This window comes from Gluconobacter oxydans DSM 3504 (assembly GCF_000583855.1).
Taxonomy (GTDB): domain Bacteria; phylum Pseudomonadota; class Alphaproteobacteria; order Acetobacterales; family Acetobacteraceae; genus Gluconobacter; species Gluconobacter oxydans.
The window spans coordinates 1,881,654-1,906,370 of record NZ_CP004373.1 but is presented as its reverse complement, the minus strand read 5'-3'; the positions used below and the strand labels follow the sequence as shown (position 1 = coordinate 1,906,370).

24 protein-coding genes, 1 tRNA gene and 1 pseudogene are annotated in these 24,717 nt (G+C 61.4%); 17 read left to right on the top strand and 9 right to left on the bottom strand.

All coding sequences use genetic code 11. The features are described 5' to 3' along the window. Nucleotides 1-33: 33 nt before the first annotated feature. Entirely contained in the window at nucleotides 34-801 is a 768-nt protein-coding gene (gene fliP, locus GLS_RS08365) for a flagellar type III secretion system pore protein FliP (RefSeq protein ID WP_041111878.1), read from the bottom strand. After that, nucleotides 798-1,103 (bottom strand): flagellar biosynthetic protein FliO, encoded by a 306-nt coding sequence (locus tag GLS_RS08360; RefSeq protein WP_041111877.1) that lies wholly within the window; start codon nucleotides 1,101-1,103, stop codon nucleotides 798-800. Before GLS_RS08360 ends, fliP begins: the two co-directional genes overlap by 4 nt. A 225-nt stretch (nucleotides 1,104-1,328) precedes the next feature. On the opposite strand from GLS_RS08360, the gene GLS_RS08355 reads away from it, so the two are divergent. From GLS_RS08355 to recA, 7 genes are all read left to right on the top strand, one after another. Further along, entirely contained in the window at nucleotides 1,329-1,721 is a 393-nt protein-coding gene (locus GLS_RS08355; RefSeq protein ID WP_011253055.1) for a flagellar basal body rod protein FlgB, read from the top strand. Between the two features lie 12 nt (nucleotides 1,722-1,733). Beyond that, the gene (gene flgC, locus GLS_RS08350; protein ID WP_041111876.1) at nucleotides 1,734-2,141 is read left to right on the top strand and encodes a flagellar basal body rod protein FlgC; all 408 of its coding nucleotides are present in this window, start codon (nucleotides 1,734-1,736) and stop codon (nucleotides 2,139-2,141) included. Nucleotides 2,142-2,146: 5 nt separating this feature from the next. Further along, nucleotides 2,147-2,494 (top strand): flagellar hook-basal body complex protein FliE, encoded by a 348-nt coding sequence (gene fliE, locus GLS_RS08345; protein WP_041111875.1) that lies wholly within the window; start codon nucleotides 2,147-2,149, stop codon nucleotides 2,492-2,494. Between the two features lie 2 nt (nucleotides 2,495-2,496). Continuing rightward, nucleotides 2,497-2,769, top strand: a complete 273-nt coding sequence (locus tag GLS_RS08340) for a flagellar biosynthetic protein FliQ (protein ID WP_041111874.1) — start codon at nucleotides 2,497-2,499, stop codon at nucleotides 2,767-2,769. 73 nt (nucleotides 2,770-2,842) lie between these two features. Continuing rightward, the gene (locus GLS_RS08335) at nucleotides 2,843-3,697 is read left to right on the top strand and encodes a flagellar biosynthetic protein FliR (protein ID WP_041111873.1); all 855 of its coding nucleotides are present in this window, start codon (nucleotides 2,843-2,845) and stop codon (nucleotides 3,695-3,697) included. Between the two features lie 3 nt (nucleotides 3,698-3,700). Next, a complete protein-coding gene (locus tag GLS_RS08330) occupies nucleotides 3,701-4,777 on the top strand; it encodes an EscU/YscU/HrcU family type III secretion system export apparatus switch protein (RefSeq protein WP_041111872.1) in 1,077 nt (358 codons plus the stop codon). Between the two features lie 203 nt (nucleotides 4,778-4,980). After that, nucleotides 4,981-6,018, top strand: a complete 1,038-nt coding sequence (recA, locus tag GLS_RS08325) for a recombinase RecA (RefSeq protein WP_041111871.1) — start codon at nucleotides 4,981-4,983, stop codon at nucleotides 6,016-6,018. 63 nt (nucleotides 6,019-6,081) lie between these two features. On the opposite strand, the gene GLS_RS08320 is transcribed toward recA, so the two are convergent. Together GLS_RS08320 and GLS_RS08315 are read right to left on the bottom strand one after the other, a co-directional pair. Beyond that, entirely contained in the window at nucleotides 6,082-7,056 is a 975-nt protein-coding gene (locus GLS_RS08320) for a ferritin family protein (protein ID WP_041111870.1), read from the bottom strand. 56 nt (nucleotides 7,057-7,112) lie between these two features. Next, complete coding sequence (locus tag GLS_RS08315) at nucleotides 7,113-7,790, bottom strand: ATP-dependent Clp protease proteolytic subunit (protein WP_049750740.1); 678 nt, start codon at nucleotides 7,788-7,790, stop codon at nucleotides 7,113-7,115. A gap of 177 nt (nucleotides 7,791-7,967) precedes the next feature. On the opposite strand from GLS_RS08315, the gene GLS_RS08310 reads away from it, so the two are divergent. The 7 genes from GLS_RS08310 (at nucleotide 7,968) to GLS_RS08280 (ending at nucleotide 15,910) form a co-directional block, all read left to right on the top strand. Further along, complete coding sequence (locus tag GLS_RS08310; RefSeq protein WP_041111869.1) at nucleotides 7,968-8,966, top strand: hypothetical protein; 999 nt, start codon at nucleotides 7,968-7,970, stop codon at nucleotides 8,964-8,966. 117 nt (nucleotides 8,967-9,083) lie between these two features. Next, nucleotides 9,084-10,310 carry an LL-diaminopimelate aminotransferase gene (locus GLS_RS08305; RefSeq protein WP_011253045.1) on the top strand — a complete coding sequence of 409 codons (1,227 nt, stop codon included), beginning with the start codon at nucleotides 9,084-9,086 and terminating at the stop codon, nucleotides 10,308-10,310. Continuing rightward, nucleotides 10,307-11,596, top strand: a complete 1,290-nt coding sequence (locus GLS_RS08300) for a homoserine dehydrogenase (RefSeq protein ID WP_041111868.1) — start codon at nucleotides 10,307-10,309, stop codon at nucleotides 11,594-11,596. The genes GLS_RS08305 and GLS_RS08300 overlap by 4 nt, the downstream gene beginning before the upstream one ends. Beyond that, nucleotides 11,593-12,594 carry a class II fructose-bisphosphatase gene (glpX, locus tag GLS_RS08295; protein WP_041111867.1) on the top strand — a complete coding sequence of 334 codons (1,002 nt, stop codon included), beginning with the start codon at nucleotides 11,593-11,595 and terminating at the stop codon, nucleotides 12,592-12,594. The genes GLS_RS08300 and glpX overlap by 4 nt, the downstream gene beginning before the upstream one ends. Before the next feature lie 10 nt (nucleotides 12,595-12,604). Next, nucleotides 12,605-14,404: a single-stranded-DNA-specific exonuclease RecJ gene (gene recJ / locus GLS_RS08290; RefSeq protein WP_041111866.1), complete on the top strand. Its 1,800-nt coding sequence runs from the start codon at nucleotides 12,605-12,607 to the stop codon at nucleotides 14,402-14,404. 41 nt (nucleotides 14,405-14,445) lie between these two features. After that, nucleotides 14,446-14,521, top strand: a tRNA-Glu gene (locus GLS_RS08285). Between the two features lie 267 nt (nucleotides 14,522-14,788). Then, nucleotides 14,789-15,910, top strand: a complete 1,122-nt coding sequence (locus GLS_RS08280; RefSeq protein WP_041111865.1) for a glycosyltransferase — start codon at nucleotides 14,789-14,791, stop codon at nucleotides 15,908-15,910. Between the two features lie 34 nt (nucleotides 15,911-15,944). Here GLS_RS08280 and GLS_RS13155 read toward each other — a convergent pair. From GLS_RS13155 to GLS_RS08265, 4 genes and pseudogenes are all read right to left on the bottom strand, one after another. Next, nucleotides 15,945-16,412: pseudogene (locus GLS_RS13155) on the bottom strand (class I SAM-dependent DNA methyltransferase); the annotation flags it as partial. Then, nucleotides 16,409-17,140, bottom strand: a complete 732-nt coding sequence (locus GLS_RS08275) for a PIG-L deacetylase family protein (RefSeq protein WP_080691934.1) — start codon at nucleotides 17,138-17,140, stop codon at nucleotides 16,409-16,411. The gene GLS_RS08275 and the pseudogene GLS_RS13155, both read right to left, overlap by 4 nt. Further along, nucleotides 17,137-18,273, bottom strand: a complete 1,137-nt coding sequence (locus GLS_RS08270) for an acyl-CoA dehydrogenase family protein (protein WP_041111863.1) — start codon at nucleotides 18,271-18,273, stop codon at nucleotides 17,137-17,139. Before GLS_RS08270 ends, GLS_RS08275 begins: the two co-directional genes overlap by 4 nt. A 125-nt stretch (nucleotides 18,274-18,398) precedes the next feature. After that, the gene (locus GLS_RS08265) at nucleotides 18,399-19,625 is read right to left on the bottom strand and encodes an MFS transporter (RefSeq protein WP_226986550.1); all 1,227 of its coding nucleotides are present in this window, start codon (nucleotides 19,623-19,625) and stop codon (nucleotides 18,399-18,401) included. A gap of 254 nt (nucleotides 19,626-19,879) precedes the next feature. On the opposite strand from GLS_RS08265, the gene GLS_RS08260 reads away from it, so the two are divergent. From GLS_RS08260 to GLS_RS08250, 3 genes are read left to right on the top strand one after another with little or no spacing between them, the layout of a single operon-like run. Beyond that, a complete protein-coding gene (locus GLS_RS08260; protein WP_041111861.1) occupies nucleotides 19,880-20,386 on the top strand; it encodes a (2Fe-2S)-binding protein in 507 nt (168 codons plus the stop codon). Continuing rightward, a complete protein-coding gene (locus GLS_RS08255; RefSeq protein WP_041111860.1) occupies nucleotides 20,383-21,390 on the top strand; it encodes an FAD binding domain-containing protein in 1,008 nt (335 codons plus the stop codon). Before GLS_RS08260 ends, GLS_RS08255 begins: the two co-directional genes overlap by 4 nt. 12 nt (nucleotides 21,391-21,402) lie before the next feature. Then, nucleotides 21,403-23,649 carry a xanthine dehydrogenase family protein molybdopterin-binding subunit gene (locus GLS_RS08250; protein WP_041111859.1) on the top strand — a complete coding sequence of 749 codons (2,247 nt, stop codon included), beginning with the start codon at nucleotides 21,403-21,405 and terminating at the stop codon, nucleotides 23,647-23,649. A 53-nt stretch (nucleotides 23,650-23,702) separates the two neighbouring features. On the opposite strand, the gene GLS_RS08245 is transcribed toward GLS_RS08250, so the two are convergent. Further along, the gene (locus GLS_RS08245; RefSeq protein ID WP_041111858.1) at nucleotides 23,703-24,563 is read right to left on the bottom strand and encodes a glucose 1-dehydrogenase; all 861 of its coding nucleotides are present in this window, start codon (nucleotides 24,561-24,563) and stop codon (nucleotides 23,703-23,705) included. Nucleotides 24,564-24,717: the final 154 nt, after the last annotated feature.

The window sequence follows — 24,717 nt, the reverse complement described above, 5'->3', positions numbered from 1 at the left end:
CTGACCGGCGGGGCTTTTTCCTAACCCGGGCTCCTACCCGGTAAAACTTCGCACCAGACTTCCCGCCACCAGCGACCAGCCGTCCACCACAACGAAAAAGATCAGCTTGAACGGCAGGGACACGGTACTGGGGGGCAGCATCATCATGCCAAGGCTCATCAACACGCTGGACACCACCAGATCGATGACCAGAAACGGCAGATAGAGCAGAAATCCCATCTCAAAACCACGACGCAGTTCCCCGATCATGAAGGCCGGAACCAGCACACGCCACGGCGTATCCCCGATCTTCGCGGGCGGCTTCTCATGCGCGATGTTCAGGAACGTCGCCACATCCGCAGGACGTGCCGTCACCGCCATGAAATCATGGAACGGCTGGGCCGCGGCCGTCAGACCTTCCATTTCGCCGACACGTCCGGCCATCAGCGGTTCGATCCCCGCATCCCAGGACTTCTGAAGCGTCGGCTGCATCACGAACAGCGTCAGAAAGAGCGCCAGCCCGATCAGAACCGTATTGGGGGGCGTCCCCTGTGCGCCCAGCGCACTGCGCAGTAGCGACAGCACGATCACGATCCGCGTAAACGCCGTAATCATCACCAGCAGGCTCGGCGCCAGCGACAGAACAGTGATCAGCGCCGTCAGCTGCACCAGCCGACTGGTCGTCCCCGCGCCACCAGAACCGCCATTCTGCCCCAGATCTATACTCACGGCCTGGGCATGCGCCAGATGCGGCATCCCCAGACACGCCAGTAGCACCAGGACCGGCAGCAGAACCCGAAGAACGCAGGCCATCTTACTCATGCCACGTCCTCCGCTGCTGAGGCATCCAGCGCCGAAGCAAACGTCTCGCGCTCCGTCCAGTCCATCAGAATGTCCTGATTGCCACCCGTCAGAACCAGCACTTCCCGCGCGCCATACCGCACAACCGAAAGACGCCGCGTCCGGTCCAGAGCCATCTGCCCCACAAGCGACAGTCCCGCCTGCCCATCCCGAGCGCTGCCCTTTTTCTGTTCCAGAAAACGCAGCAGGGGTCGGGCACAGAAAATCAGCACGATAATGAAAATCAGAGCGGCAATCGCATTCACGCACTCATGCAGGGTCATAGGTCAGTCATCCTCATTCCCCGACATGATGCCCAAGACCGGTTAATGACCGCTTAATTGCCCGTCAGTTTTGCCAAGGATTCTGACTGTGAGTGCTACTGACATGCGTTCCCATCGTTCGTCCGCAGCAGAATCGACGGCTTAGGCAACCATTTATTAAAGATTTCACGCCATCATGCGCTTCGCCGGGATTTTTCCGGTACCTGCATGATGGAGACTGTCTCGATGCGTAACATCGACCCAACCAGCGCAGGCGGCACCGACCTTTTCTCTCTGGGGCGTGACCGCATGAACTGGCTTCAGGCACGCCAGCAGGTGCTGGCCGGCAATATCGCCAATTCCGACACACCAGACTACCAGGCCAAGGACGTCTCCCCGTTCGAGGCTGCAATGAGCGAATTCGACATCACGCCCACCGTCACCCAGCCTGGTCATATCGGTTACAACGCCTCAGGCACCCACACCATCGAGACCACATCCGAACAGTCCCTGGACGGTAATCAGGTTTCCCTGGACCAGCAGATGGAACAGGTCGCGGACGTGAACGACCAGCAGCATCTCGCCGTAAACGTCTATTCGAAATACCTGAGCATGTTCCAGACGGCGCTCGGCAAGTAAGGAGCCTGACGGATGAACCTGTCCACCACCATCGGCATTTCCGCAAGCGGCATGGACGCACAGGCCCAGCGCCTGCGCATCGTCGCGGAAAACCTCGCCAATCAGGACACGACTGGCTCCCAGCCCGGCGCGGATCCCTATCGCCGCAAGACCATCACCTTCGCCGAACACGTGGACGACGAAACGGGCGCATCGACTGTGGATGTCCAGAATGTCGGGCAGGACATGTCGGACTTCGACACCCGCTACGACCCATCCCATCCCGCCGCTGATGAGCGCGGCTACGTCAAGGTTGCCAACGTGGATTCCATGACGGAGATGATGGACATGCGTGAAGCCGAACGTTCCTACGAAGCCAACCTCAACGCCCTGTCGAGCACCCGGACCATGCTGTCCCGTACACTCGACCTGCTGAAGTAATCCAGATGCTCACATCCCTCACCCAGGCCCATAATGCCTACGCCGTTCAAAGTCTCCAGAGCCGCCTGCAGGGGGTTACGGACAATGTCGATGACGGCATCCAGTCATCCGCAGCGACCGCCAGCAGCAGTTCCGGTACGGATTTCGGATCCATCCTGTCCCAGTCTGTCAGCAGTGTCATCGACAGCGGTCATGATGCAGAAGCCAAAGCTGCACAGGGCCTGACAGGCGGCGGGGATATGACGCAGATCGTCACTGCGGTGTCCAACGCGCAGCTTGCCCTTCAGACCACGACCGTGATCCGCGACCGCATGGTTCAGGCGTATCAGGACGTGATGAAAATGACGATCTGACCATGCAGGCCATCGATCTCGGCGCCATTCTGGAGCAGACCTTCCTCGTCGCTCTCAAGCTGAGTACTCCTGCTCTTCTGACCGCGCTCGGGGTCGGTCTTCTGGTTTCCCTCGTACAGGCTGTCACCCAGCTCAATGAAGCCACGCTGTCCTTCGTGCCGAAGGTTCTGGCCATCGGTGCCGTCATGGTCATGGCCGGCTCCTTCATGACTGCAACACTCATCAGCTTTACGCGACATCTCTTCGACCAGCTCATCCTCGTCGGTACCACCTGAGCCCCCGCCTTCCGGATCCGGAGTTGACTGACATGCCTGTATCCGGATTTTCCGGTCTGAAAGACGCTCTGCTGTGAATGCTGGTTTTGCCGGTCCGGGCGGAGCAAGCGCGCTACAGGGGCTAGATCTCAGTGGACCGGCCCTGAGCGTCTGGGCCCTCGCCTTTGTTCTGGTCCTTTCCCGCACCGGGGCGGTCGTCATGGTCATGCCGGGTCTTGGTGAACAGTCCATGCCCATGATGATCCGTGCGGGATGCGCCATCACCCTCACGGTCCTGCTCCTTCCACTCGTCGCCCCTCTGCTGATGCAGGACCATCTGGATGCACTGGCCCCGCTGGAGCTCTGCGGCATGATCGCAGTCGAGCTCTTTGCCGGGATCCTGATCGGCTGGATGGCGCGTCTGATCTGCATGGCCCTGCCGATTGCCGGACAGATCATCGCAGTCTGCATGGGAATTTCCAGCGTCCTTCAGCCGGACCCCGATCTCGGTTCTGGCAGTTCCGCACCTGCCCGCTTCCTGAACCTGCTGGCGCCTCTCGTGCTTCTCGTGACCGGCGCATATATCCTGCCCGTCCGCGCGATCCTCGGCAGTTACAGCATCATTCCGCCGGGAGGAGCCCTACTTGCCGCTGCTTCTCACGCACACTGGAACCTGCTGGGCGATTCCGCCCAAGGCATCATCCAACTCACGGAACGCAGCTTCGCCCTCGGGCTGGAGCTCAGTGCGCCATTTCTGATCCTGTCGCTTGTCTGGCAGGGCATGCTCGGCATCATGACGCGCCTGCTTCCCACCCTGCAGATCTATAATGCCGCCAGCCCCCTTCAGCTTCTCGGCGGCATCGCTCTTCTGGGCCTCACGCTGAGCACCATGGTCACGATCTGGCAGGGACAGGCTTTCGACGTCCTCCGGGCCCTTCCAGGACTTTGAAGCATGTCTGATTCCGACGACAAGACAGAAGCCCCGTCCTCACAACGCCTTCAGAAGGCGCGTGAGGACGGGCAGATCGTCATGTCACGAGAGGCCATGAATTTCGTGGCTCTTCTTGGCGGATTTGCAGGAATTTTCATGGTCCTGCCATATCTGGTGACGGACTTTGTACACGTCATGCAGGCCCTCATGGCCAATGCCGGCACGGTCCCCATGGCACAGGGGGGCCTGCTCAACAGTACGGACCATGCCATTGAAGCCGGACTGAAGCTGGCCGTGCCAATGGCAGCGACCGTCGCCGTGCTCTGCCTTGGGGGCGGGTTTCTGCAGACAGGGTTCCTCATCCATCCTGAATCCCTGCTTCCGAAATTCGAACGGATCTCTCCTCTGGCGGGTTTCAAGCGCATCGCCGGTGGCGGAACGCTTCCCGATACGTTCAAGGCGCTCGCGAAATTTGCGATTTTTGCCGTGGTCCTTTGGAATATCTCCAAAGGTGCCATCCCGAGCGCGCCGCGCATGGTCGGGATGGAACCCGGCCCCCTATTGAAAATGATGACGGATCTCGGCTTCAGGGCCGCATCCGCCATGATTCTGGCGCAACTGGTCATCGCCGGCTTTGATATTTTCTGGATGCGTTTCCGGCATATCTCCAAACTGAAGATGAGCCGCGAAGACCTCAAGGACGAATACAAAAACACCGAAGGCGATCCGCACGTCAAAGGCCGCCAGAAAGCCCTGCGCGCAAAAGCGGCCAGGCAGCGCATGATGGCTGCCGTCAAGACAGCGACCGTTGTCGTCACCAATCCGACGCATTACGCCGTCGCACTCGTTTACGAGAGAGGTGGCGGTGGCGCGCCCCGGATCGTGGCAAAAGGTATGGACGATGTTGCGGCCCGCATCAGAGACATCGCACAGGACAACCGGATCCCGATTGTGGCCAATCCGCCCCTGGCGCGTGCGCTTTTCACCCTTCCCCTCGACAGCGAAATCCCTGCTGAGCATTTCAAGGTCGTTGCGGCCATCATTGCCTATGTCTGGAAACTCAAACGCCCTGCCAGCCGTTCTGCTCCCCTGCGATAGACACAACCGGCCTTCCTGAAAAAATCTTTTCTGGAAGCGACCATACCCCTTGGCGAGAAGGGGGTCAGGCATGATATGTCTGCACGAGAACATTTTGCGAACACAGGAAGCCGGCAATCGCGGAAATCACGGCTCTTTGCGAGAGTGGCCGCCCGGTCTATCGTATCCTGGAAACGCCAGCCCAAACCTACTGCGAGGATTGAATGGACAAGACCAAGGCGCTTGAAGGCGCACTCAGCCAGATTGAGCGTGCCTTCGGCAAAGGCTCGATCATGCGCATGGGCCAGCGCCCGAAAGTGGAAACCAATGTGATTTCCACCGGGTCCATCGGGCTGGACATCGCGCTGGGGATCGGCGGCATGCCCCGCGGCCGTATCGTCGAAATCTATGGACCGGAAAGTTCCGGCAAGACCACCCTCGCGCTGCACGTTCTGGCTGAAGCCCAGAAGAAGGGCGGGACCGTGGCCTTCATCGATGCAGAACATGCGCTAGATCCGGGGTATGCCCGCAAGCTTGGCGTCAACATCGACGATCTTCTCCTGAGCCAGCCGGATGCCGGCGAACAGGCGCTGGAAATTGCCGACACGCTGGTCCGCTCCGGCGCCGTTGACGTGCTGGTCGTGGACTCTGTTGCGGCCCTCGTTCCCCGCGCCGAGCTTGAAGGCGACATGGGCGACAGCCATGTTGGCCTGCACGCGCGTCTCATGAGCCAGGCCCTGCGCAAGCTGACGGGAACGGTCTCGCGCTCCAACACGCTCGTCATCTTCCTGAACCAGATCCGCATGAAGATCGGCGTGATGTTCGGTAATCCGGAAACGACGACTGGCGGTAACGCGCTGAAGTTCTACTCGTCCATCCGCCTCGACATCCGTCGCATCGGGTCCATCAAGGACAAGGACGAGGTCGTCGGCAACCAGACCCGTGTCAAGGTCGTGAAGAACAAGATGGCGCCCCCGTTCCGTCAGGTCGAGTTCGACATCATGTACGGCGAAGGCATCAGCAAGATGGGCGAACTGCTCGATCTGGGCGTGAAGGGCAACATCGTCGAGAAATCCGGCGCATGGTTCTCCTTCGACAGCCAGCGCATCGGACAGGGCCGTGAAAACGCCAAGCAGTTCCTGCGCGAGCATCCGGAGATGGCCTCCGAGATCGAGCGTCGCATCCGCGCAGAAGCCGGCGTCCTCTCCGACGCCCTCATGACGGATCCGGAGCCCGACGCAGACGGCACCCCGAAAGACTGAAACGAAAAAGGGCTCCTTCCGGAGCCCTTTTTTATGCCGTGTAACTGTCGCGCAGAAGGTCGCTCAGGCGGCGACCTTGCTCCGGACACGATCCCAGAGCTTCGCGCCCTTGATGATCGCGCGCGCGATCATCGGCGTCGTCGTCGGACGCAGCAGACGCGGATCATAGCCGGAGAACCGGCGGTCATCCTCGTCCAGACAGAGCTGCATCAGGTCCGGAAGACTGATGTCCATCGTCGTCATGTCCTTGGCACCCGTGACCGTGAAATTGTTGTCCTGGGTGTGCTCTTCCCCGTTCTCGTCAATCGAACGAGCCAGCCCCATGCGCTCATAGGCCAGGAACAGCCAGACCCCGATCACACGCAACTCGAACCACGGCCGCTTCCAGAACGGCATGGTCGCCCGGTGCCAGGCCAGCCAGTTCGCGAACAGCAGGATATGGCGGCATTCTTCCTGCATCACCGGCTCAAACGTCTCGATCAGTTCCTGCGGGAACAGCCCGGCGCGCTCGGCCAGCGCAAACAGACCGAACGCGAAGAAACTGTCCACACATTCCGAGAACCCCGTGACCAGATACGCCCATTCCGTATCCTTCGGCGTGACATACGGAGGCTCCGGCGCCATCGGAATGTTGTAGGCCTCGACCAGCTTGGTCAGGACTTCCTTGTGCCGGTTCTCTTCCCAGGCATTGCGCGACAGCGCGTCCTTCATGTCCGGATCGGTGATCATGTCCGCATAGGCGGCCATGCGCAGGCGGGCCTTGCCCTCGGTCTGGACCGCAATATCCCAGATCGGCAGCGACGTGATGCGATGCAGCGTCTCCGGATCCAGCTTCGGCCAGTCGATCACGGACGGCTTGTACGGATTGAACGTATCGCGGAACATCGCGGCGACGGCCCGTTTGTGCTCTTCCGTACCGGGCTTGAGCGGCCCCTGGATCGGGCTGCTCCAGTGGCGCGCTTCGTAATCAACGCGCTCGAGCGTCTTCTCCGACGGTGCGTCGGGAAGATGGGAGTAGATTTCGGCCAGACTTTTCATGACTGTGTTCGCGGCGTGCCGGAAAGGCACGCCGTGCCCCTTAGAGCTTGTAGTTTTTACTTGAGTTCGGTTGCCGAGTGGATGATGCGGTTCACGAGGCCATAGGCAATGGCTTCATTGGCCGACATCCAGTAATTCCGGTCCGTATCCTTGGCGACCTTTTCGTAGGTCTGCCCGGTTTCCTTGGCGAAAATCCGGTTCAGACGCTCGCGCATCTTGATGATCTCGCGGGCCTCGATGTCGATATCCGTTGCCGGACCACGCACGCCACCCATCGGCTGATGCAGCAGGAAGCGCGTGTTCGGCAGGCAGACACGCCGTTCCGGACGGCCGGCGGCGTAGATCAGCGCACCGGCAGAAGCGACCCAGCCCGTTCCGATCATGTTGATCGGCGCAATCGAATCCACGAAACGGATCATGTCATGGATGGTATCGCCACTCTCGACATGGCCACCCGGCGAGTTCACATACACGTCGATCGGCTTGTCGGACGTTCCGGCCAGCGCCAGAAGGCGGCCGGTGACATCGCGGGCGATCTTGTCGTTGATACCGCCGAAGATCAGGACTTTCCGCTGATCGAACAGACGGCCCTCAAGCTCGCTGATCGGGCTGTTCAGCGTCTTGTTGTCGTCTTCCCGGGTTTCGGGCTCCGGAGCATCCGGCTCGTCGTCCAGGCGGGTCGGGGTCATTCTGGTGATATCCATATCGTTTCCAGATCCAGCATGCATCTTCATACCCCCTATCCTGCGCTTCGTTTTCGTCGGTGCCAAGTCCTCCTTCGGATCGGGCTTCCGATCCGGACCGACAGGAACTCTCGCCATCCCTGCCACGAACCGCTAGTCTCCGCCGCATTTGGACATTCTACAGACGGCAGGAACGGCACAGTGGTCCCAGGGAACAGCAGGCAGCCCATGACAGCGGCGACACGCAGGACTGCGGGGAAAATCCCGTTTCTCCTGCTGATGACCGCGCCGCTGCTGGCGGCCTGCCAGCATCAGGACGCAACGGACACCGTAACCGGCTGGTGGCACAACTTTGAAGGTGGCGAGATTGCCAAGCTGCGCGCCCCGCCGCCGGGCGAGAACCTGCGCTATCCACATGTCGGCCGCACCCCGACGCAGGCCCCCGACCTTCCGACACCCGAGGCACGTCTGTCACTGACGACACAGCTTGAAGCCCAGCGGAACCTGGCCCAGCGCGAAAGCGCGGCCCAGGGCGCCCTGCCGACCATTCCCCCGCCGCCCAAACCTGCCTCGGCCGCCACCATAGCCAATACGGAACAGAGCGGCATGACCATGACGACAGTCGGACAGCCGGAACCGGAAAGCCCTTCCGCCATAAATCCGGCGCCCGATCTGGCGCCCGACCATCTGGCGACGACATCGGCCCCCAATGCTTCCGCACCGGCAAAAAAGACAGCCCCCTCCGCTCCGGCAGCGGAAGCCGAACTCCCTGCCGTCGTCGCAAAATCCATTCCCCCGACCCCGCCGGGCCAGTTCCCGAAAATCGGTGATCTGCCTCCGCCCCCGCCGCAGTTCCCGGGCTTCGACCTGCCGCGTGATGCAATGGTCAGTGATTCCGTTCGCCCGGATATCGACACGTCCACGCCCGAAGGCACCCTGATCCGCTTCCAGCCCGCAACGGACCACGTCACGGGTGATCCGCAGGGCGATTACCAGCACATTGTTTCTCTGCGCGGGAACAGACGCCTGACCATCCTTGGCTTCGGGGCCTTCATGAGCGCGGATGCGGCCCTCGCGCCCGGGGACCAGAACCGGGAAATCGCGCTGGGCCTGCTGCGCGCCCGGGTGGTCGCCCGCGCCCTGATCGCACGCGGCGTGCCCGCATCCGCAATCATTCTCAGGGCGGAAGCCATTGGCGATGGCGTCCGGGTTACGATCAACGACTGACGCAGCGAGCGGCCCGGAAGGCGACATTGTGAGATCGGGAACAGTCAGGCTGTTCCACTCCTGAAAAAACCTGTCTATCGTCGCTGCTCCCTTTCACCCTCTGTCCCAGAGCTGGTCATGACCGAAGAGTTCCACCGCATCCGCCGCCTGCCGCCCTACGTGTTCGCTGAAGTGAACAAGGCCAAGGCCGCCGCGCGAGCCGCCGGTGACGACATCATCGATCTGGGCATGGGCAACCCCGACAGTGCGCCCCCGGCTCACGTCGTGCAGAAGTTGATCGAGACGGTCGGCAATCCGCGCGCGCATGGCTATTCCGTCAGCCGCGGCATCCCGGGCCTGCGCAAGGCCATGGCGAACTATTACGAGCGCCGGTTCAACGTCTCGCTGGACCCGGAAACCGAGGTCATCGCGACCCTTGGCTCCAAGGAAGGTCTGGCCAATCTGGCCGCCGCCATCACAAGCCCCGGCGACACGATCCTGGTCCCGAACCCGTCCTACCCTATCCACCAGTTCGGCTTCATCATCGCCGGCGCCTCCGTCCGTTCGATCCCGGCCACGCCGGACGAGGACATGCTCCGCGCGCTCGAGCGTGCCGTCCGGCACTCGGTCCCCAAGCCGACAGCCCTGATCGTCAACTTCCCGTCCAACCCGACAGCCTTTGTCGCGAACCTTGATTTCTACAAGGAACTCGTGGCCTTCGCGCGCCGGGAAGAGATCTGGATCCTGTCCGATCTGGCTTACGCGGAAATCTATTTCAACGAGAACGAACCGCCTCCGTCCCTGCTCGCCGTTCCAGGCGCAAAGGACGTGGCCGTCGAGTTCACGTCGATGTCCAAGACCTATTCCATGGCGGGCTGGCGCATGGGCTTTGCGGTCGGCAACCCGCGCCTGATCCAGGCCCTCACACGCATCAAGTCCTATCTGGACTACGGCGCCTTCACCCCGATCCAGGTCGCATCCGTCGCCGCCCTGAACGGCCCGCAGGACTACGTTTCCGAAATCCGCGCCATGTACAAGGACCGCCGCGACGTGCTGCTGCGCGGCCTGCAGAGCGCAGGATGGGACGTCCCTGCACCGGCAGGCTCGATGTTCGCCTGGGCCCCCATCCCGCCCGCTTTCGCCGAAATGGGCAGCGTCGCCTTCTCCAAGCTGCTTCTCAAGGAAGCAGGGGTTGCGGTTGCGCCCGGCCTCGGTTTCGGGGAATACGGCGAGGGCTTTGTCCGGATCGGACTTGTCGAAAACACCCAGCGGCTGCGTCAGGCGACGCGGGCCATCAAGGGCTTCATGTCCCGGCACGGCGCCGGGGCCGGAACCGCTGATCTTCTTGGAGCTGCATCATCGTGAAACCACTGCGGATCGGACTGGCTGGACTCGGGACTGTCGGGATCGGTGTCATTCGTCTCCTGCGTGAGAACGCTGACATGATTACCGCCCGGGCTGGCCGCCCGATCGAAGTCGTGGCCATCACGGCCCGGGACCGTACCCGCGACCGCGGCGTGGACCTGTCCGCCATGCGGTGGCACGACAGCGCCACTGCCGTGGCACAGGACCCGGAGATTGACGTCGCCGTCGAACTCATCGGCGGCTCCGAAGGCCCGGCGCGTGACATGGTGCGCACCGCGCTCGAACGCGGCCTGCCGGTCGTGACCGCCAACAAGGCACTCGTGGCCCTGTATGGCGACCGTCTCAGCCGCCTGTCCTCGGAAAAGAACGCTCCCCTCCTGTTCGAGGCAGCCGTGGCTGGTGGCATCCCCGCCATCAAGCTCGTCCGCGAAGGACTGGCGGCCGATCGTCTGCTCAGCGTTGGCGGCATCCTGAACGGCACCTGCAACTACATCCTAACCGAAATGCGCGCCACGGGCCGGGACTTCACCGACGTCCTGACCGAAGCACAGGCCAAGGGCTATGCCGAAGCCGAACCGTCAACGGACGTGGACGGCTGGGACACGGCCCATAAGCTGGCCATTCTCGCCGGTCTGGCCTTCCAGCCCGTCGCGTTCGACACCCTGTCCGTGCAGGGTATCCGCGACATCACCGCGACCGACCTGAAATTCGCCGATCAGCTCGGATACCGCATCAAGCTCCTCGGCATGGCCCGGCAGGCTGAAAACGGCACCGTCGCCGCCTGGGTGCGTCCATGCCTCGTCCCGGCCAGCGCGCCCATCGCCAGCGTCGAGGGCGTCTTTAACGCCGTCTCCACGCAGGGCGTATTCAGCGGCCCCATGACCATTTCCGGCCGCGGCGCCGGCGAAGGCCCGACTGCCAGCGCCGTGGTCGCCGATCTCATCGATCTGGCCCGTGGAAGCGCTATTCCCGTCTGGGGCACGCAGTCCGTTCCGGCCCCCGTCGCCTGCGCGAATCTCGCTGATTTGAACAGTGCATTTTATTTACGTGTGAACGTTCAGGACCGTTCGGGCGTAATGGCTGACCTGACATCGGTTCTTCGGGACCATGATGTCTCTGTTCACTTTGTTTCCCAGCATGATGCTGCAACAGGATGTGCTGACCTGGCGATCGTAACCCATCAGGTTCCTGAAAAGGCCATCCATGCAGCTGCCACAGCGCTTGCAGCTCTTCCTGTCGTGACAGGAAAGCCACTGGTGCTCAAAATCGAGGATCCCCTTGCGTGATCGACCCTCAGAATGTTCTCCCGTACCGCGTCACTGACCGTAATCTGGCTCTCGAGCTCGTCCGTGTAACGGAAGCGGCCGCAATCGCTTCCGCCCACTGGACCGGTCGCGGCCAGAAGAACGAAGCCGATGGCGCCGCTGTGCAGGCCATGCGCGCCGCTTTCGACACCGTCGCCATCGATGGCGTCGTCACCATTGGTGAAGGCGAGATGGACGAAGCGCCGATGCTCTATATCGGCGAGAAAGTCGGCTCCGGTGGCCCGGCCATGGATATCGCGGTCGATCCGCTCGAAGGCACCAATCTGTGCGCCAAGAGCCTGCCCAACGCCCTGACGGTCGTGGCCCTCGCCGAGCGTGGCAAGTTCCTGCACGCGCCTGACATCTACATGGAAAAGATCGTCGTAGGCCCTGACCTGCCTGAAGGCGTGGTGGATCTGGATGCCTCGATCGGCAACAACCTCCGTTCGCTGGCCAAGGCCAAGAAGCGCGATGTTTCGGACATGGTTCTCTGCGCACTTGACCGCGAAAGACATGAAGAACTCATCGCCCATGCCCGCGAAGCCGGCGCACGCGTCATGCTCCTGAGCGACGGTGACGTGGCGGCTGCCATCGCCACCTGTATCGATGGCAGCGGCGTGGATCTCTATGCCGGTTCAGGCGGTGCTCCAGAAGGCGTTCTCGCCGCCGCAGCCATCCGATGCATGGAAGGCCAGATGCAGGGCCGCCTTCTGTTTGAAGATGACAGCCAGCGCGAGCGTGCCCGTGAAATGGCCAACGGCCTCGATCCGGCCCGCAAGCTCTTCCTGCACGACATGGCCTCTGGTCACGTCCTGTTCTCCGCAACAGGCGTCACATCCGGCCCGCTCCTGAAGGGCGTGGAGCGTCCAAGCCCGACCCGGGCCCGCACACATTCCATCGTCATGCGTTCAAAATCCGGCACGGTGCGCTATATAGAAAGCCACCATACCTTCAAACCGAAGGCACAAGCCGCTTCCTGAACGGAGAACCATGCTCGCAGACGATACGGGTGCCGTCCTCGGCGTAACCCGAAGTGCAGGACACCGCCGCTGGATCTGGCGCGATCCCCGCCTGGCGGAAGCAGACAATCGCCTGGCACTCGCCCTGGCCCAGCAGGCCGGTATTCCCGAACTTCTGGCCCGTATCCTCTCGGCACGAGGCGTCGCTCCCCACGACGCCTCTTCGTTTCTCAATCCCCGTCTGCGCGATGCCATGCCCGACCCGTCCTGCCTGCAGGACATGGACCGGGCCGCCGAACGCCTCGCACAGGCCGTGCGCAACCGCGAGCATGTTGGCCTGTTCGGCGACTACGACGTGGACGGCGCCTGCGGAACTGCCCTCGTCTGCGACACGCTGCGCGAACTCGGCTGCACCGTCAGCACCCACATTCCCGACCGCCTGACCGAAGGCTACGGCCCCAACACCGAAGCCCTTGAAAACCTGCTCTCCGAAGGCGCCACGCTTCTGGTCTGTATCGACTGCGGCACAGCAGCGATCGACATCCTCAACGGCCTGACCGACCGTGCCGATATCATCGTCCTCGACCACCACAAACCCGACGGGGCAGCCTTACCGAAAGGCATTGTGGTCAACCCGAACCGTCTGGACTGCACCTCCGGGCTGGGAAGCATCTGCGCCACGGCGGTCGCCTTCCTCACCATGGTCGCCACGATCCGCCATCTGCGCCGCACCAACTGGTTCGATGAAGGTCAGGTCATTCCCGACCTGCTCAAACGCCTCGACCTCACGGCGCTGGCGACCATCTGCGACGTCATGCCTCTGACCGGCCTGAACCGCGCTCTGGTCATGCAGGGCCTGCGCGTCATGTCCCGTGGCGAGCGCCTCGGACTGGCCACGCTGTCCTCCGTCGCAGGCGTGAAAGAAGAAGCCAGCGCCATGGCCTGCGGCTTTGCCCTCGGTCCCCGCATTAATGCTGGTGGCCGCATCGCACAGGCCGATCTGGGCCTGAAACTCCTGCTGTCGGACGATGTCGTGGAAGCCCGCGCCCTCGCCGAACAGCTCGACCGCGTCAACCGCCAGCGCCAGACCGTCGAATCCACAATCCTCGATTCCGCCATGGAACAGGCACAGCAGCAGCTCGATGCGGGCCACGCCGTCATCTTCCTGCATGGTGAAACATGGCACCCCGGCGTCGTTGGCATCGTCGCAGGCCGCCTGAAAGAGCGCTACAACCGCCCCGCCCTCGTCGCGGCCCTGACGGATGGCGTCATCAAGGGCTCGGGCCGCTCCGTCCCCGGACTGGATCTCGGAACCGCCATCATCGCCGCCCGTCAGAACGGCCTGCTCCTCACCGGCGGCGGCCACGCCATGGCAGCCGGCTTTTCGCTTTCTGCCGATCGCACGGATGAGTTCCACAGCTGGCTCGACACACAGCTTTCCAGCGCCCTCACCCTTCCCAAACAGGACGCCCTGAAGCTCGACGGCATCATGACCCTGGCCGGCGCCTCCATCGCTGTCGCCGACCAGCTTGCCCGGCTGGAACCCTTCGGCCCCGGTAACGAAGAACCGGTCCTCGCCATCAGCAATATCCGCTGCGTCAAAAGCGAGCGTATCGGCAAGGACGGCAACACCCTGCGCGTCATCCTGCAAGGCGAGGACGGAGGCACACGCCTGCGCGGCCTGGTCTTCCGTGCAGCCGACAAACCCTTCGCCGCCCTGCTGGAAGACCGCTCCATGCCACTGGTCCATGTCGCAGGCACATTGCGGGCCGAGACATGGCAGGAGAGAAAAAATCTGTCTTTTTTCATTTCTGACGCTGCCCCCGCTTGACGGACGCAGGAGCCGCCCCTATACACCCGCTCACGCCTTTAGTCCCGTTCGTCTAGAGGCCTAGGACACCGCCCTTTCACGGCGGCAACACGGGTTCGAATCCCGTACGGGACGCCACGGCTTTCAGCCAAAAAACAGATTTTTCGCCATGTCAGGTTATGGTCTCATGAGACCGCTACAGACACTGACCTTCTGCGCTCAGGCGCGGATACAGTGGCGTCTTTTTTAAGTGATCTGAACTCTGGTTGTTCTCAGCCATTGAGTTGTCTCCTCAATGGAGGCGCTCATGCCTTTTCCAGACCGCACTTTCCCTAATGCTCATGAAAACCCGCGTGATCGGGCTCAGTCTGTATTTGCTCCCTTCTTCATGATGAGCATCTGAGGATGGCCCATGCACGAACGGAAGACACAGCTTCCGCATCGCAGGGCAAAGAAGCCCTGTTCTGGAAAAAACCGAGAATCGTGGCGATCCCCGTATGCAATGAGGAAGACCACATCGTCGCCTGTCTCCTCGCCCTGGCAGCGCAGACGTCCCTTCCGGACAGGGTTGTCCTGTGGATCAACAATACGACGGACGAGACCTGTGATCGGGTTCTCTCTGTAGCCCACAGGCTTCCGTTTGAGCTGGAAACGGTCACGGCCTGTTATCCTCCGGCCATTGCGAGTGCCGGACAGGCGCGCCGTGACGCCATGGCGCATGCCGCCAGCACGGCCTCACCTGATGCGATCCTCCTGACCACGGACGCCGACAGCGAGGTCGCCAGTGACTGGATCGACAGCATTCTTGCGGCCTTTATCCGGTATCCTGTGGAAGCGGTTTTCGGGCGGGTCCTGCTGCTGCCCGAAGAATACAGGAAGATTCCGCTTCATCTGCATGAAGATGAACAATCCGAACGGGCCTATGGCGCGCTTCTGGAGCAGATCGGACTTCTGCTCAGCCCCGAACCCCATGACCCGTGGCCACGGCATCTGGAACATTCAGGCGCCAGTATCGCCGTAACCCATGCGGCCTGGCGCAGGGTGGGCGGCATTCCGGACGTGCCTTCCGGAGAAGACCGGGCATTCGCCAGGGCCCTGCGACAGAACGGCATTGCGGTTCGTCATGCGCCCCAGGTGCAGGTCTATGTCTCGGCGCGCCTTCAGGGGCGTGCTCGCGGTGGAATGGCGGAAACTCTGGCGCGGCGCCTGATCGCCCAGGATGAATATATTGACGATGCCTTCGAACCCGTCTCCCGGCGCCTGCTGCGCATCCGCAGAGAACTCGCGTACTGGCAGAGCCAGTCTTCTTTCCTCAATATCCCCTATCCGGAGCTTCCTGTGGTCTGCATCCGCAGGAAGGAACTGGCCCAACATCATGAACGGGCCTTACGGGTTCTCAAGCGCCTTCGTCAGATGAACCGTCGTTCACTGGAGAATTTCCCGATCGAAACAGCCGGTCAATACGATATCCCTCCCCCTGTTCTGACAGGTCCGGAACCCAGTGTCTTTCATGGCAGGCCCGGATAAAATATTCGGCCGCTTCATTCCCGGTGCAGGGCGTATCCGTCTGTCCGGTCCAGTTGACGATCAGGATATGGCCGTTGGATTTGAGACTCTCCATGACACTCCCCGCAAGACTGCGGATGTCTTGCGGCGTCAGGAAATAAAGAAGCTCGGAGATCAGAACGAGATCACAGCCCGAAGCGTCTGCAGCAGGATAATCTGAAGGCAGGAAGGCTTTCAGAAAGCTGACATGCTCCTGCCCCTCACACCGCCGTCCTGCAAGCGCCAACGCGTTTTCCGAAGCATCGACCGCCAGAACACGCCCGCAACGCTGTGCCAGCGCCAGAGTACCGACGCCGATTGCACATCCGAGTTCCACCGCAAAGGAAATGGGCGAAGCCGGAAGACATTCCAGAACCCGCGAGAGTTTCTGGCGCTCATACGCGCTGCTTTCAAAGCGCCATGGGTCGGGATTATCCTGAAAGAGGCGTTCAAAAACCTCCGGTTTCCATGTCTCCGCACTCATGACGCGATGAAGATTTCATAGGGCTGAAGCATTTTCTCCAGCAGATGTTCGGGAAGAACAAAGCCGCCCGGATCATCATCCACGACCAGACCTCTCTGGCTTCGATGCGCCTCAATGGCGTCCCGTTTCCTGCCCAGAAACGGCCGGATATCAAGCCGCCATCCTGCCGGGGCGGCCTCATCGATTTCCATTTCAGGAGGCAGCGTCAGCCCCCAGACAGGGTACGACAGAAGCCGCAGATACGGCAGCAGCGCCTTCAGCTTTTGCCCCATCATCCAGACAGCCTCGTGATCGCAGTGCGGATCATACCGCCAGGGGACCAGAAGCGTCTGGCACTCATAGCGGCCGATCATTTCGGTAAGATGACGGATGACGGCATCGAAATTGTCGCCTTGTGTTGGAACACCTGCATCCTGCAATTCCAGAAACAGCAGCCGCTCGGAAGGAAGGCCGAGCACTGTCGCTGCGTCCCGGCTTTCTTCCTGACGAAGCCGTGCAATCCGCGCAGGCGGCCATGTCACTGAACCACGATGGGACGCGGAACCGTCAGAAACGATCACAACCAGCGGCGGATGCCCCTCCCTCACCGCAGAGGCAATAAATCCCCCGCATCCCAGACTTTCATCATCCGGATGCGGGGAGAGAATGAGCGCCGTTCCGGGGGCGATTGTCTCAAAAGACGCGACCGGAAAATCTGCAAAATGCTGAAGCACGTCCCGGACTTTCATATGCAGTCCTCCGGCCAGTCATGTCTGACAAACCATGCCGCGCCTTCGGTCAGAGCCTCGTCCGGAGCGGGCTGTCGCAGATAGGTCGCCAGATCCCGCATGACCTGCTCGACCGCCCGCCCTTTTACAAAGGCCGAAAGTCCCAGACCGCGCTGCACCAGCGTGATCAGTTCCAGAGCCGCGCGTTCAACGGCCAGCCGCGCCAGATTGACAGTTGCCGTAACCTCCTCGGGGGACATGTCCGGGCAGTCACATGCCGCCTGAGCAGCCTGCTCGACCCACAGGGAGGCTGTCTTCTGGAGGATCATGGCCTCTCCGATCCGGCAGAGCTGATGCGGATTGTCAGCCCGCTTGCGGGCCAGAAGGTCTTCCCTCAGCAGATCGACCAGCCGATCCACAGCGCCCAGCGCAACGGCCGATCCGCGCCAAGCTCCCGCAGAAAACTCAGGCTGTCGCAGATAATCCCCCGCAGCCCCCAGAATATCCTGAGCAGAAACTGACAGACCGCTAAAATCATAGGCTCCCGTGCCACTGGCCTGCATCCCGGTCAGCTTGCCCGGTCCTGGCCGCCGGCGAGCGGGATCCGTGGTTGGCACGAGAAGCATGACCGACTCTTCCTGCTCGGTCATTGCCGTGATCAGCGCGAGGCCAACCTCACTGACACCGCTGGCAAATCCCTTGATCCCGGAAAGCCTGTATGTTTCGCTATCCTTTCGCAGTCTCACAGATGGCTCGCCATCCGTCACCCATATCCCGGCCAGTACCCCGTTTTTCAGCGTGGTGGCCAGGCTATAACGCTGCTCTGGCGTGCCATACAGCGCTACAAGACGGACAACATTCACATGCCCTTCAAGACACCGTCCCAGAGACAGGCTCAAATAACCCGCCCGCCGCAGAAGCAGCGACAGAAGCCTCCCCTCGTCAGACGGGGAGGCCAGCCCCAGCCCACCTTCCTCAACAGAAAGAAGGGCATCCAGCGCCCCGATCTGTCGCAGGGATTTCAGGAGGTCTGACGGGAACAGATTTTCTTCTGGCGTAAAGGGCCTGGCTTTCCAGTCCGCGAACAGATGCTTCAGTCTGGCCCGAAAGGCAGACCGTTCCCCCTCGGTCATCCCATGACCAGAATTCAACATGCCCTGTGACCCTTCCGCGCAGCCCGTTCTGGGCAACGCCTGCACGTCAGGAAGGGATCCCGATTAAAATCGCAACGCCGGTCACTATTCTGCGGGAATGGAGCAGGCGCCCATCCTGCGTCCTATCATGCGCCCTCAGAGGCCGGTGAATGCGTCTCCGGCATCCCCCACGCAAACAGACAGGCCACGGCAGCCCCTGTCAGCCCCAGAACCACGAATGTCGTATTGAACCCATAGCCTGACGCCAAGGCACCCCCTGCAAGATTGGACAGGAGCGCCCCGATGGTCCCCAGCGCCAGCCCCAGACCGATCAGCAGATTGCGCCGTCCGCTGCCGGAAGCGATGTCCGAAAGGATGGCATAGAACAGCACCAGAATGATGCCTGAAGACAGCCCGTCGAGGATCTGGACCAGGACCAGCGTCGGCCAGTCCGCGCTCAGGATGACGAGACCATCCCGCACGGGTTGCAGGCCGAGTGCGAACACGAACAACGGCTTGCGTGGCCATTGCGGTGCGTTCTTGCCCACGAGAAGGGCCACAGGCGCCATGGTGATCTGGGCCACCACGATGCAGATGGCCGTCACGCTTGCCGGATCGCCAAGATGAAAAAAGGCATAACGCTCGATCATGAGCGGGACCACGGCGCCATTGGCAACATTGAAGAGCAGGTAGGTCGCCAGAAAAACGGCCAGCCGCGCTTCGGAAAGGAGTGTGCAGATCGCCCGCAGTGTCTGCCGCAGCGAAGCGGCATCCCGCGACTGTTCGGAAGGGACGTCCGCACGTTTCGAAAAGCCCCCGATCAGCAGCAGACTGACTGCCGCAAGCCCGCCCACACCCCACAAAGGCGCAACAGGCCCCATCATCCTGCCAAGAAGACTCATCACAAAACCGGACGACGCATTGCCCAGATGATTGAAGGATTCATTGCGGCCCATACGCGCGATATAGCCTCTGGCTCCCGCCGTATGATGGCTGATGGCCGCAAGAATGGGCGTAAAGAGGGCCCCCGCGCCACCCGCAATGAAATGGGCCAGAACAATGGGATAAAACAGCGGCGCCCAGGCCATTACCGCGACGGACAGGAACGTCACGGCACAGCACACAGCGAGCATCAGGCGCCGGCGCGGGAAGATATCCAGAGCCCATCCGCCGATGAACCGGGCCAGAACCGCCCCAAGCCCGCCCGCTGCAATCGCCGCGCCGATCCGGCTTGAAGGCCAGCCCTGTATGGTCAGGAAGGCTGTCAGGAAGTTCCCCAGATTGTCCTGAACATCCGCGAGGAGGAAGCTCAGACCGTCCAGGGAAACGTCATCCCTCCGGGGCCCGATCTGTGCTCTGTTTTTCGTCACCATAATTCCCGTCAAAGTCTTTTCGCAGTCGTCCCTCGTACTGAACGGTCGGGTCACGGGTCCGTTACAAAAAACAGTAAGGGTTTTTCTGTTCTGAAAAGACTGATCCTGCGCGGTCAGGCCCGTATCTGCGGGATGTTTATTATCAGCACGCATTTTATGACCGGGATCACAGAGAATTCCGTGAAACCTGAACGCTCCCGGACTCTTACACCCTGACACGCTGAAAAACCTGACACCGAACGGAGCGCCCTCCCATGACCGATGTGTCTGTCGCCAGCCCCTGTCATCTCCGGATCAATGGAAAATCCTGTTCTGCCGACCTGCCGCCCAGCGTGACCCTGCTGGACCTGCTGCGGGAACGTCTGGACCTCACGGGAACGAAGAAGGGATGCGATCACGGACAGTGCGGCGCCTGCACCGTTCTCGTCGATGGCAAGCGGGTCAAAAGCTGCCTCATCCTGGCCGTCTCGATCCCCGATACCGAAGTCACGACGATCGAAGGTCTGGCACCGGATGGGCATCTGCACCCGATGCAACAGGCCTTTATCGACCGGGACGCCTTCCAGTGCGGATACTGCACGCCGGGCCAGATCATGTCGGCCGTGGCGCTTCTGGAAGAAGGCCATGTCCGCACCCGCGAGGAAATCCGGGAGTTCATGAGCGGCAATCTGTGCCGCTGCGGCGCCTATAACGGCATCATCGACGCTATCGAGCAGGTCGTCGCCCGGCAACAGCACGACCGGGCCGGAGAAGCCGCATGAGACAGTTCTCCTATTCGCGCCCTGACACGCTCGACACCGCCTGCCACACACCCGACCACACGCGCTATCTCGCCGGCGGAACCAATCTCATTGATCTGATGAAATCGGACGTCGAACGGCCCGAACATGTCGTCGATCTCAGTGCCCTGTCCATGAGGCAGATCGAGGAACATCCTGATGGCGGCCTGCGCCTCGGCGCCCTCGCCACCAATGCCGACACCGCGGCTCATCCGCTCGTCACCGAACGCTATCCCCTTCTGGCCTCCGCCATTCTCGCCGGTGCCAGTCCGCAGATCCGCAACAAGGCCACGAATGGTGGAAACCTGAACCAGCGCACGCGCTGCCACTATTTCTATGACCCGAACATGGCCTGCAACAAGCGCTCCCCCGGCACGGGGTGTTCCGCAAAAGGCGGACGCAACAGGATCATGGCCATCCTCGGCACCAGCGACTCTTGTATCGCCACATTCCCGTCCGACATGTGCGTGGCCCTCGCGGCCCTGAACGCGGCAGTCAACCTCAAAGGCCCCGAAGGCGAGCGCTCCGTTCCCCTGCGCGACTATCACCGCCTGCCGGAAGACACGCCCTGGCAGGACAACATCCTGCGCGCCGGTGAAATCGTTACATCCATCGACCTTCCGCCGCTCGGCTTCAGCTCCCATCACACCTACCTCAAAATCCGCGACCGCCTGTCTTTCGCCTTCGCGATCGTCTCCGTCGCAGCGGGTCTGCAGATTGAAAACAACACCATCCGAAAAGCCTGCATCGCCATGGGTGGCGTCGGCACGAAACCCTGGTGCGTCCCGGAGGCCGAAGCCCTCCTTGAAGAGAAAACGCCGTCCATCTCCCTGTTCCGCGACGCTGCCGAGTGCCTGCTGCAAGGTGCCGTCACCGACCGCGACAACGCCGCAAAGCTGAAGCTGGCCCCCCGCGTGATCATCCGCGCCCTGTCGCAGGCCGCCGCGGGCACGCCCCAGTCCCAGACGCAAAAGACCATTTTCTGAAAGAACCCGGGTATGACCCTCCATTCAGCAAAAATCGGACAGCCCGTCTCCCGGATCGATGGCCTCGCCAAGGTAACGGGACAGGCCCGATACGCCGCCGAACCCCATCCTGCCGGCATGCTGTACGGCTTCATCGTCAACAGCCCCATCGCCCGCGGCCGGATCGAGGCGATCCGGGACGAGGCCGCCCGCGCGGTGCCGGGCGTGGTGGAGATCATGACGCATCTCAACCGCCCCCACAGCGCGCTTTTTGAAAAATCCTACATGGACGGTCTGGGCGTTCCCGGCTCTCCCTACAGACCCCTCCATGACGCGGAAATCAGCTTCAACGGCCAGCCCGTCGCCGTTGTCCTCGCAGAGACATTTGAAGCCGCCCGTGAAGCCGCCATGCGTCTTGAAGTGGATTACGAACGCTGGCCGCATAACGCGGATTTCGAAGCGTCCCTGCACCAGAAATACATGCCGGGCAAAACACGCAGCAATTACGTGCCGCCCAAATCACGCGGAAACGCTGCCGAGGCCTATGCCCTCAGCCCGATCAAAATCGAAGGGCGCTATCACCTTGCCCCCGAGCATCATAATCCCATGGAAATGCACGCAACCACCGTCATTGCCGAGGATGACGGAACCTTCACGGTCTGGGACAAGACACAGGGTCCGCAGGCCGTACAGGCCTATCTGACCAGCGCCCTGTCCCTTTCAAAGGATCAGGTGCGCGTACGCAATCCCTATGTCGGCGGAGCATTCGGCTCCGGCCTGCGCGCCCAGCACAATGTCTTCCTCGCAGCGCTGGGCGCAAAAATGCTGAAACGTTCGGTCCGGATCACCCTGACACGCCCGCAGATGTTCACCCATGTCTTCCGTCCGGAAGCCGTCATGGACATCGCGCTCGGCGCCCAGCCGGATGGTACGTTGCAGTCCATGATCGTCGATGGCGTGACAGACACGTCGCGCTTTGAGCACAACATGGAAAATCTCGTGATCTGGGGCCTGATCAACTACAAATGCCCCAACGCCACGGCCGATTACAAAGTCGCCCCGCGTGACACCTACACTTCCAGCGACATGCGCGCCCCCGGAGCTGCCACAGGCGTCAATCTCTTTGAAATGGCCATCGATGAAATGGCCTATGCCTGCAACATGGACCCGCTGGATTTTCGCCTGCACAACTATTCCGACATCGACGCCATGCATGACATGCCCCTGACCAGCAAGGCGTTGAAAGAAGCCATACATGAGGGCGCGGAACGCTTCGGCTGGTACAACCGCCCGATGGCCCCGAAAAGCATGCGTGACGGCAAGGAACTGATCGGCTGGGGCATGGCAACCGGTATCTGGGACGCGATGTTCTCCCCCACCTCCGCCCGCGCCACCCTGACCGCAGACGGACGCCTGCACATCGCAACTGCGGCCTCTGATATCGGAACCGGAACCTACACAATCCTGGCCCAGACCGCTTCGGAAGCCTTCGGAATCCCTATCGAGATGATCGATATCGAACTGGGCGATTCAACCCTGCCCACATGCCCGACAGAGGGAGGCTCATGGACAGCAGCCTCTGCAGGCGCCGCCGTCTGGCTCGCCTGCCAAAGCCTGCGCGAAAAGCTGTTCAAGACGCTGGGCAAAAGCGGAAACATCTCCGCCTGGCTGACGGAAGGACTGTCGAACAAGACCACAGTGCTACAGGACGGATTTCTTCAGGATAAAGGCGCAGATGAAAATCTCAGACTGTCCCTCTCAGAAGCCCTGTCCCTGACAGGTCAGGACAGGCTCGAAGTCGAGGAAACCGCAAAGCCGGGTCTGCGCGGCACTGTCAGCCAGATGAGAAAAGCACGATTCACCCATAGCGCGGTTTTCTGCGAAGTCCGCGTGGATGAGGAACTTGGCATCGTGCGCGTGACGCGGCTGGTCAATGCCGTAGCCGCCGGCCGCATCATGAACCCCAAGACCGCAGCCAGTCAGGTCCGTGGCGCCATGGTCATGGCAACAGGCATGGCACTTCACGAAGAGTCCCTGATGGACGAACGCGTCGGCCGCTTCATGAACCACAATTTCGCCGAGTATCACATCCCGGCCCATGCCGACATTCCGGACATGGATGTCCTTTTCGTCGCGGAAAAAGACCCCGAAGTCAGCCCGCTCGGGATAAAAGGCGTGGGCGAAATCGGGATGTGCGGAACAGCCGCAGCCATCGCCAATGCCATTTTCCATGCGACGGGCCAGCGCCACCGCAGCCTGCCCATCACACCCGGAAGCTGATATCCCCACGCCTCTTCCGATGAACTAACCGGAAGAGGCGCAGAAAGGCATTCTCAGCCGTTGATGATCATGCCGCCATTCACATGCAGCGTCTGTCCCGTCACGAAGGATGCATCCTCGCTCGCCAGATAGACATAGGCCGGACCAAGCTCAGCCGGATCACCACAACGTCCCATCGGCGTATCCTTGCCCAGATCGGCGACGGACTGCGGATCAACCACACCCCAGCTCGCCGGCTGAAGCGGCGTCCAGACCGGCCCCGGCGCCACGGCATTCACCCGAATCCCCTTCGACACCAGCTGAAGCGCCAGCGCGCGCGTCATACCCATCTCCGCCGCCTTGGTCGTGGAATAGGCCAGAAGCGCCTTGTTCCCCGCAAACGCATTGATGGAGGACGTGTTGACAATGGCGCTCCCCTTCTTCAGATGCGCCAGCGCCGCCCGGACGAGATAGAAATAGCCGTTGATATTGGTGTCCATGTGACGCTGCCACTCCTCATTGGAGATGGCTTCGATGTCTTCCTCAACGATCTGAACACCGGCGTTGTTGACGAGAATATCGAGACCGCCCAGCTCATTCACAGTACGGGCCACGGCATCATTGCAGACCTGGCTGGAAGAGACATCACCAGCAATGGCCAGCCCCTTGCGCCCTTCCTTCTCAATAAGACGAACGGTTTCTTTGGCATCCTCATGCTCTTCCAGATAAAGGATTGCCACATCCGCACCCTCACGGGCAAAATGGATGGCCGCAGCACGCCCGATCCCACTGTCCCCCCCACTGATCAGAGCCTTCTTTCCCTCAAGCTTGCCGCTCCCGCGATAATCAGGCCGGATATGAATGGCCCGGGGCTGCATCAGGCCCTCGAGCCCTGGTTGATGATCCTGGGACTGCGGAAGAATATGATCAGGCATGAAACAGCACTCCGAAAAGGGTTCTGGTGCTTTCCACAGAAAACACTTCTGCCATGTTCAACAGCCCAAGCAGGCAAGTGTTGCCTCACGTCTCTGCGGGGGTGGATAGCCGCGAAGGGCAGAAACGGGTCGTGTTATCATCGCTGGATCTCGT

Coding starts and splice junctions, on each gene's coding strand:
- fliP (WP_041111878.1), bottom strand. CDS start 801: ATGAGTAAGATGGCCTGCGTTCTTCGGGTTCTGCTGCCGGTCCTGGTG.
- GLS_RS08360 (WP_041111877.1), bottom strand. CDS start 1,103: ATGACCCTGCATGAGTGCGTGAATGCGATTGCCGCTCTGATTTTCATT.
- GLS_RS08355 (WP_011253055.1), top strand. CDS start 1,329: ATGCGTAACATCGACCCAACCAGCGCAGGCGGCACCGACCTTTTCTCT.
- flgC (WP_041111876.1), top strand. CDS start 1,734: ATGAACCTGTCCACCACCATCGGCATTTCCGCAAGCGGCATGGACGCA.
- fliE (WP_041111875.1), top strand. CDS start 2,147: ATGCTCACATCCCTCACCCAGGCCCATAATGCCTACGCCGTTCAAAGT.
- GLS_RS08340 (WP_041111874.1), top strand. CDS start 2,497: ATGCAGGCCATCGATCTCGGCGCCATTCTGGAGCAGACCTTCCTCGTC.
- GLS_RS08330 (WP_041111872.1), top strand. CDS start 3,701: ATGTCTGATTCCGACGACAAGACAGAAGCCCCGTCCTCACAACGCCTT.
- recA (WP_041111871.1), top strand. CDS start 4,981: ATGGACAAGACCAAGGCGCTTGAAGGCGCACTCAGCCAGATTGAGCGT.
- GLS_RS08320 (WP_041111870.1), bottom strand. CDS start 7,056: ATGAAAAGTCTGGCCGAAATCTACTCCCATCTTCCCGACGCACCGTCG.
- GLS_RS08315 (WP_049750740.1), bottom strand. CDS start 7,790: ATGAAGATGCATGCTGGATCTGGAAACGATATGGATATCACCAGAATG.
- GLS_RS08310 (WP_041111869.1), top strand. CDS start 7,968: ATGACAGCGGCGACACGCAGGACTGCGGGGAAAATCCCGTTTCTCCTG.
- GLS_RS08305 (WP_011253045.1), top strand. CDS start 9,084: ATGACCGAAGAGTTCCACCGCATCCGCCGCCTGCCGCCCTACGTGTTC.
- recJ (WP_041111866.1), top strand. CDS start 12,605: ATGCTCGCAGACGATACGGGTGCCGTCCTCGGCGTAACCCGAAGTGCA.
- GLS_RS08280 (WP_041111865.1), top strand. CDS start 14,789: ATGGCCCATGCACGAACGGAAGACACAGCTTCCGCATCGCAGGGCAAA.
- GLS_RS08275 (WP_080691934.1), bottom strand. CDS start 17,140: ATGAAAGTCCGGGACGTGCTTCAGCATTTTGCAGATTTTCCGGTCGCG.
- GLS_RS08270 (WP_041111863.1), bottom strand. CDS start 18,273: ATGTTGAATTCTGGTCATGGGATGACCGAGGGGGAACGGTCTGCCTTT.
- GLS_RS08265 (WP_226986550.1), bottom strand. CDS start 19,625: ATGGTGACGAAAAACAGAGCACAGATCGGGCCCCGGAGGGATGACGTT.
- GLS_RS08260 (WP_041111861.1), top strand. CDS start 19,880: ATGACCGATGTGTCTGTCGCCAGCCCCTGTCATCTCCGGATCAATGGA.
- GLS_RS08255 (WP_041111860.1), top strand. CDS start 20,383: ATGAGACAGTTCTCCTATTCGCGCCCTGACACGCTCGACACCGCCTGC.
- GLS_RS08250 (WP_041111859.1), top strand. CDS start 21,403: ATGACCCTCCATTCAGCAAAAATCGGACAGCCCGTCTCCCGGATCGAT.
- GLS_RS08245 (WP_041111858.1), bottom strand. CDS start 24,563: ATGCCTGATCATATTCTTCCGCAGTCCCAGGATCATCAACCAGGGCTC.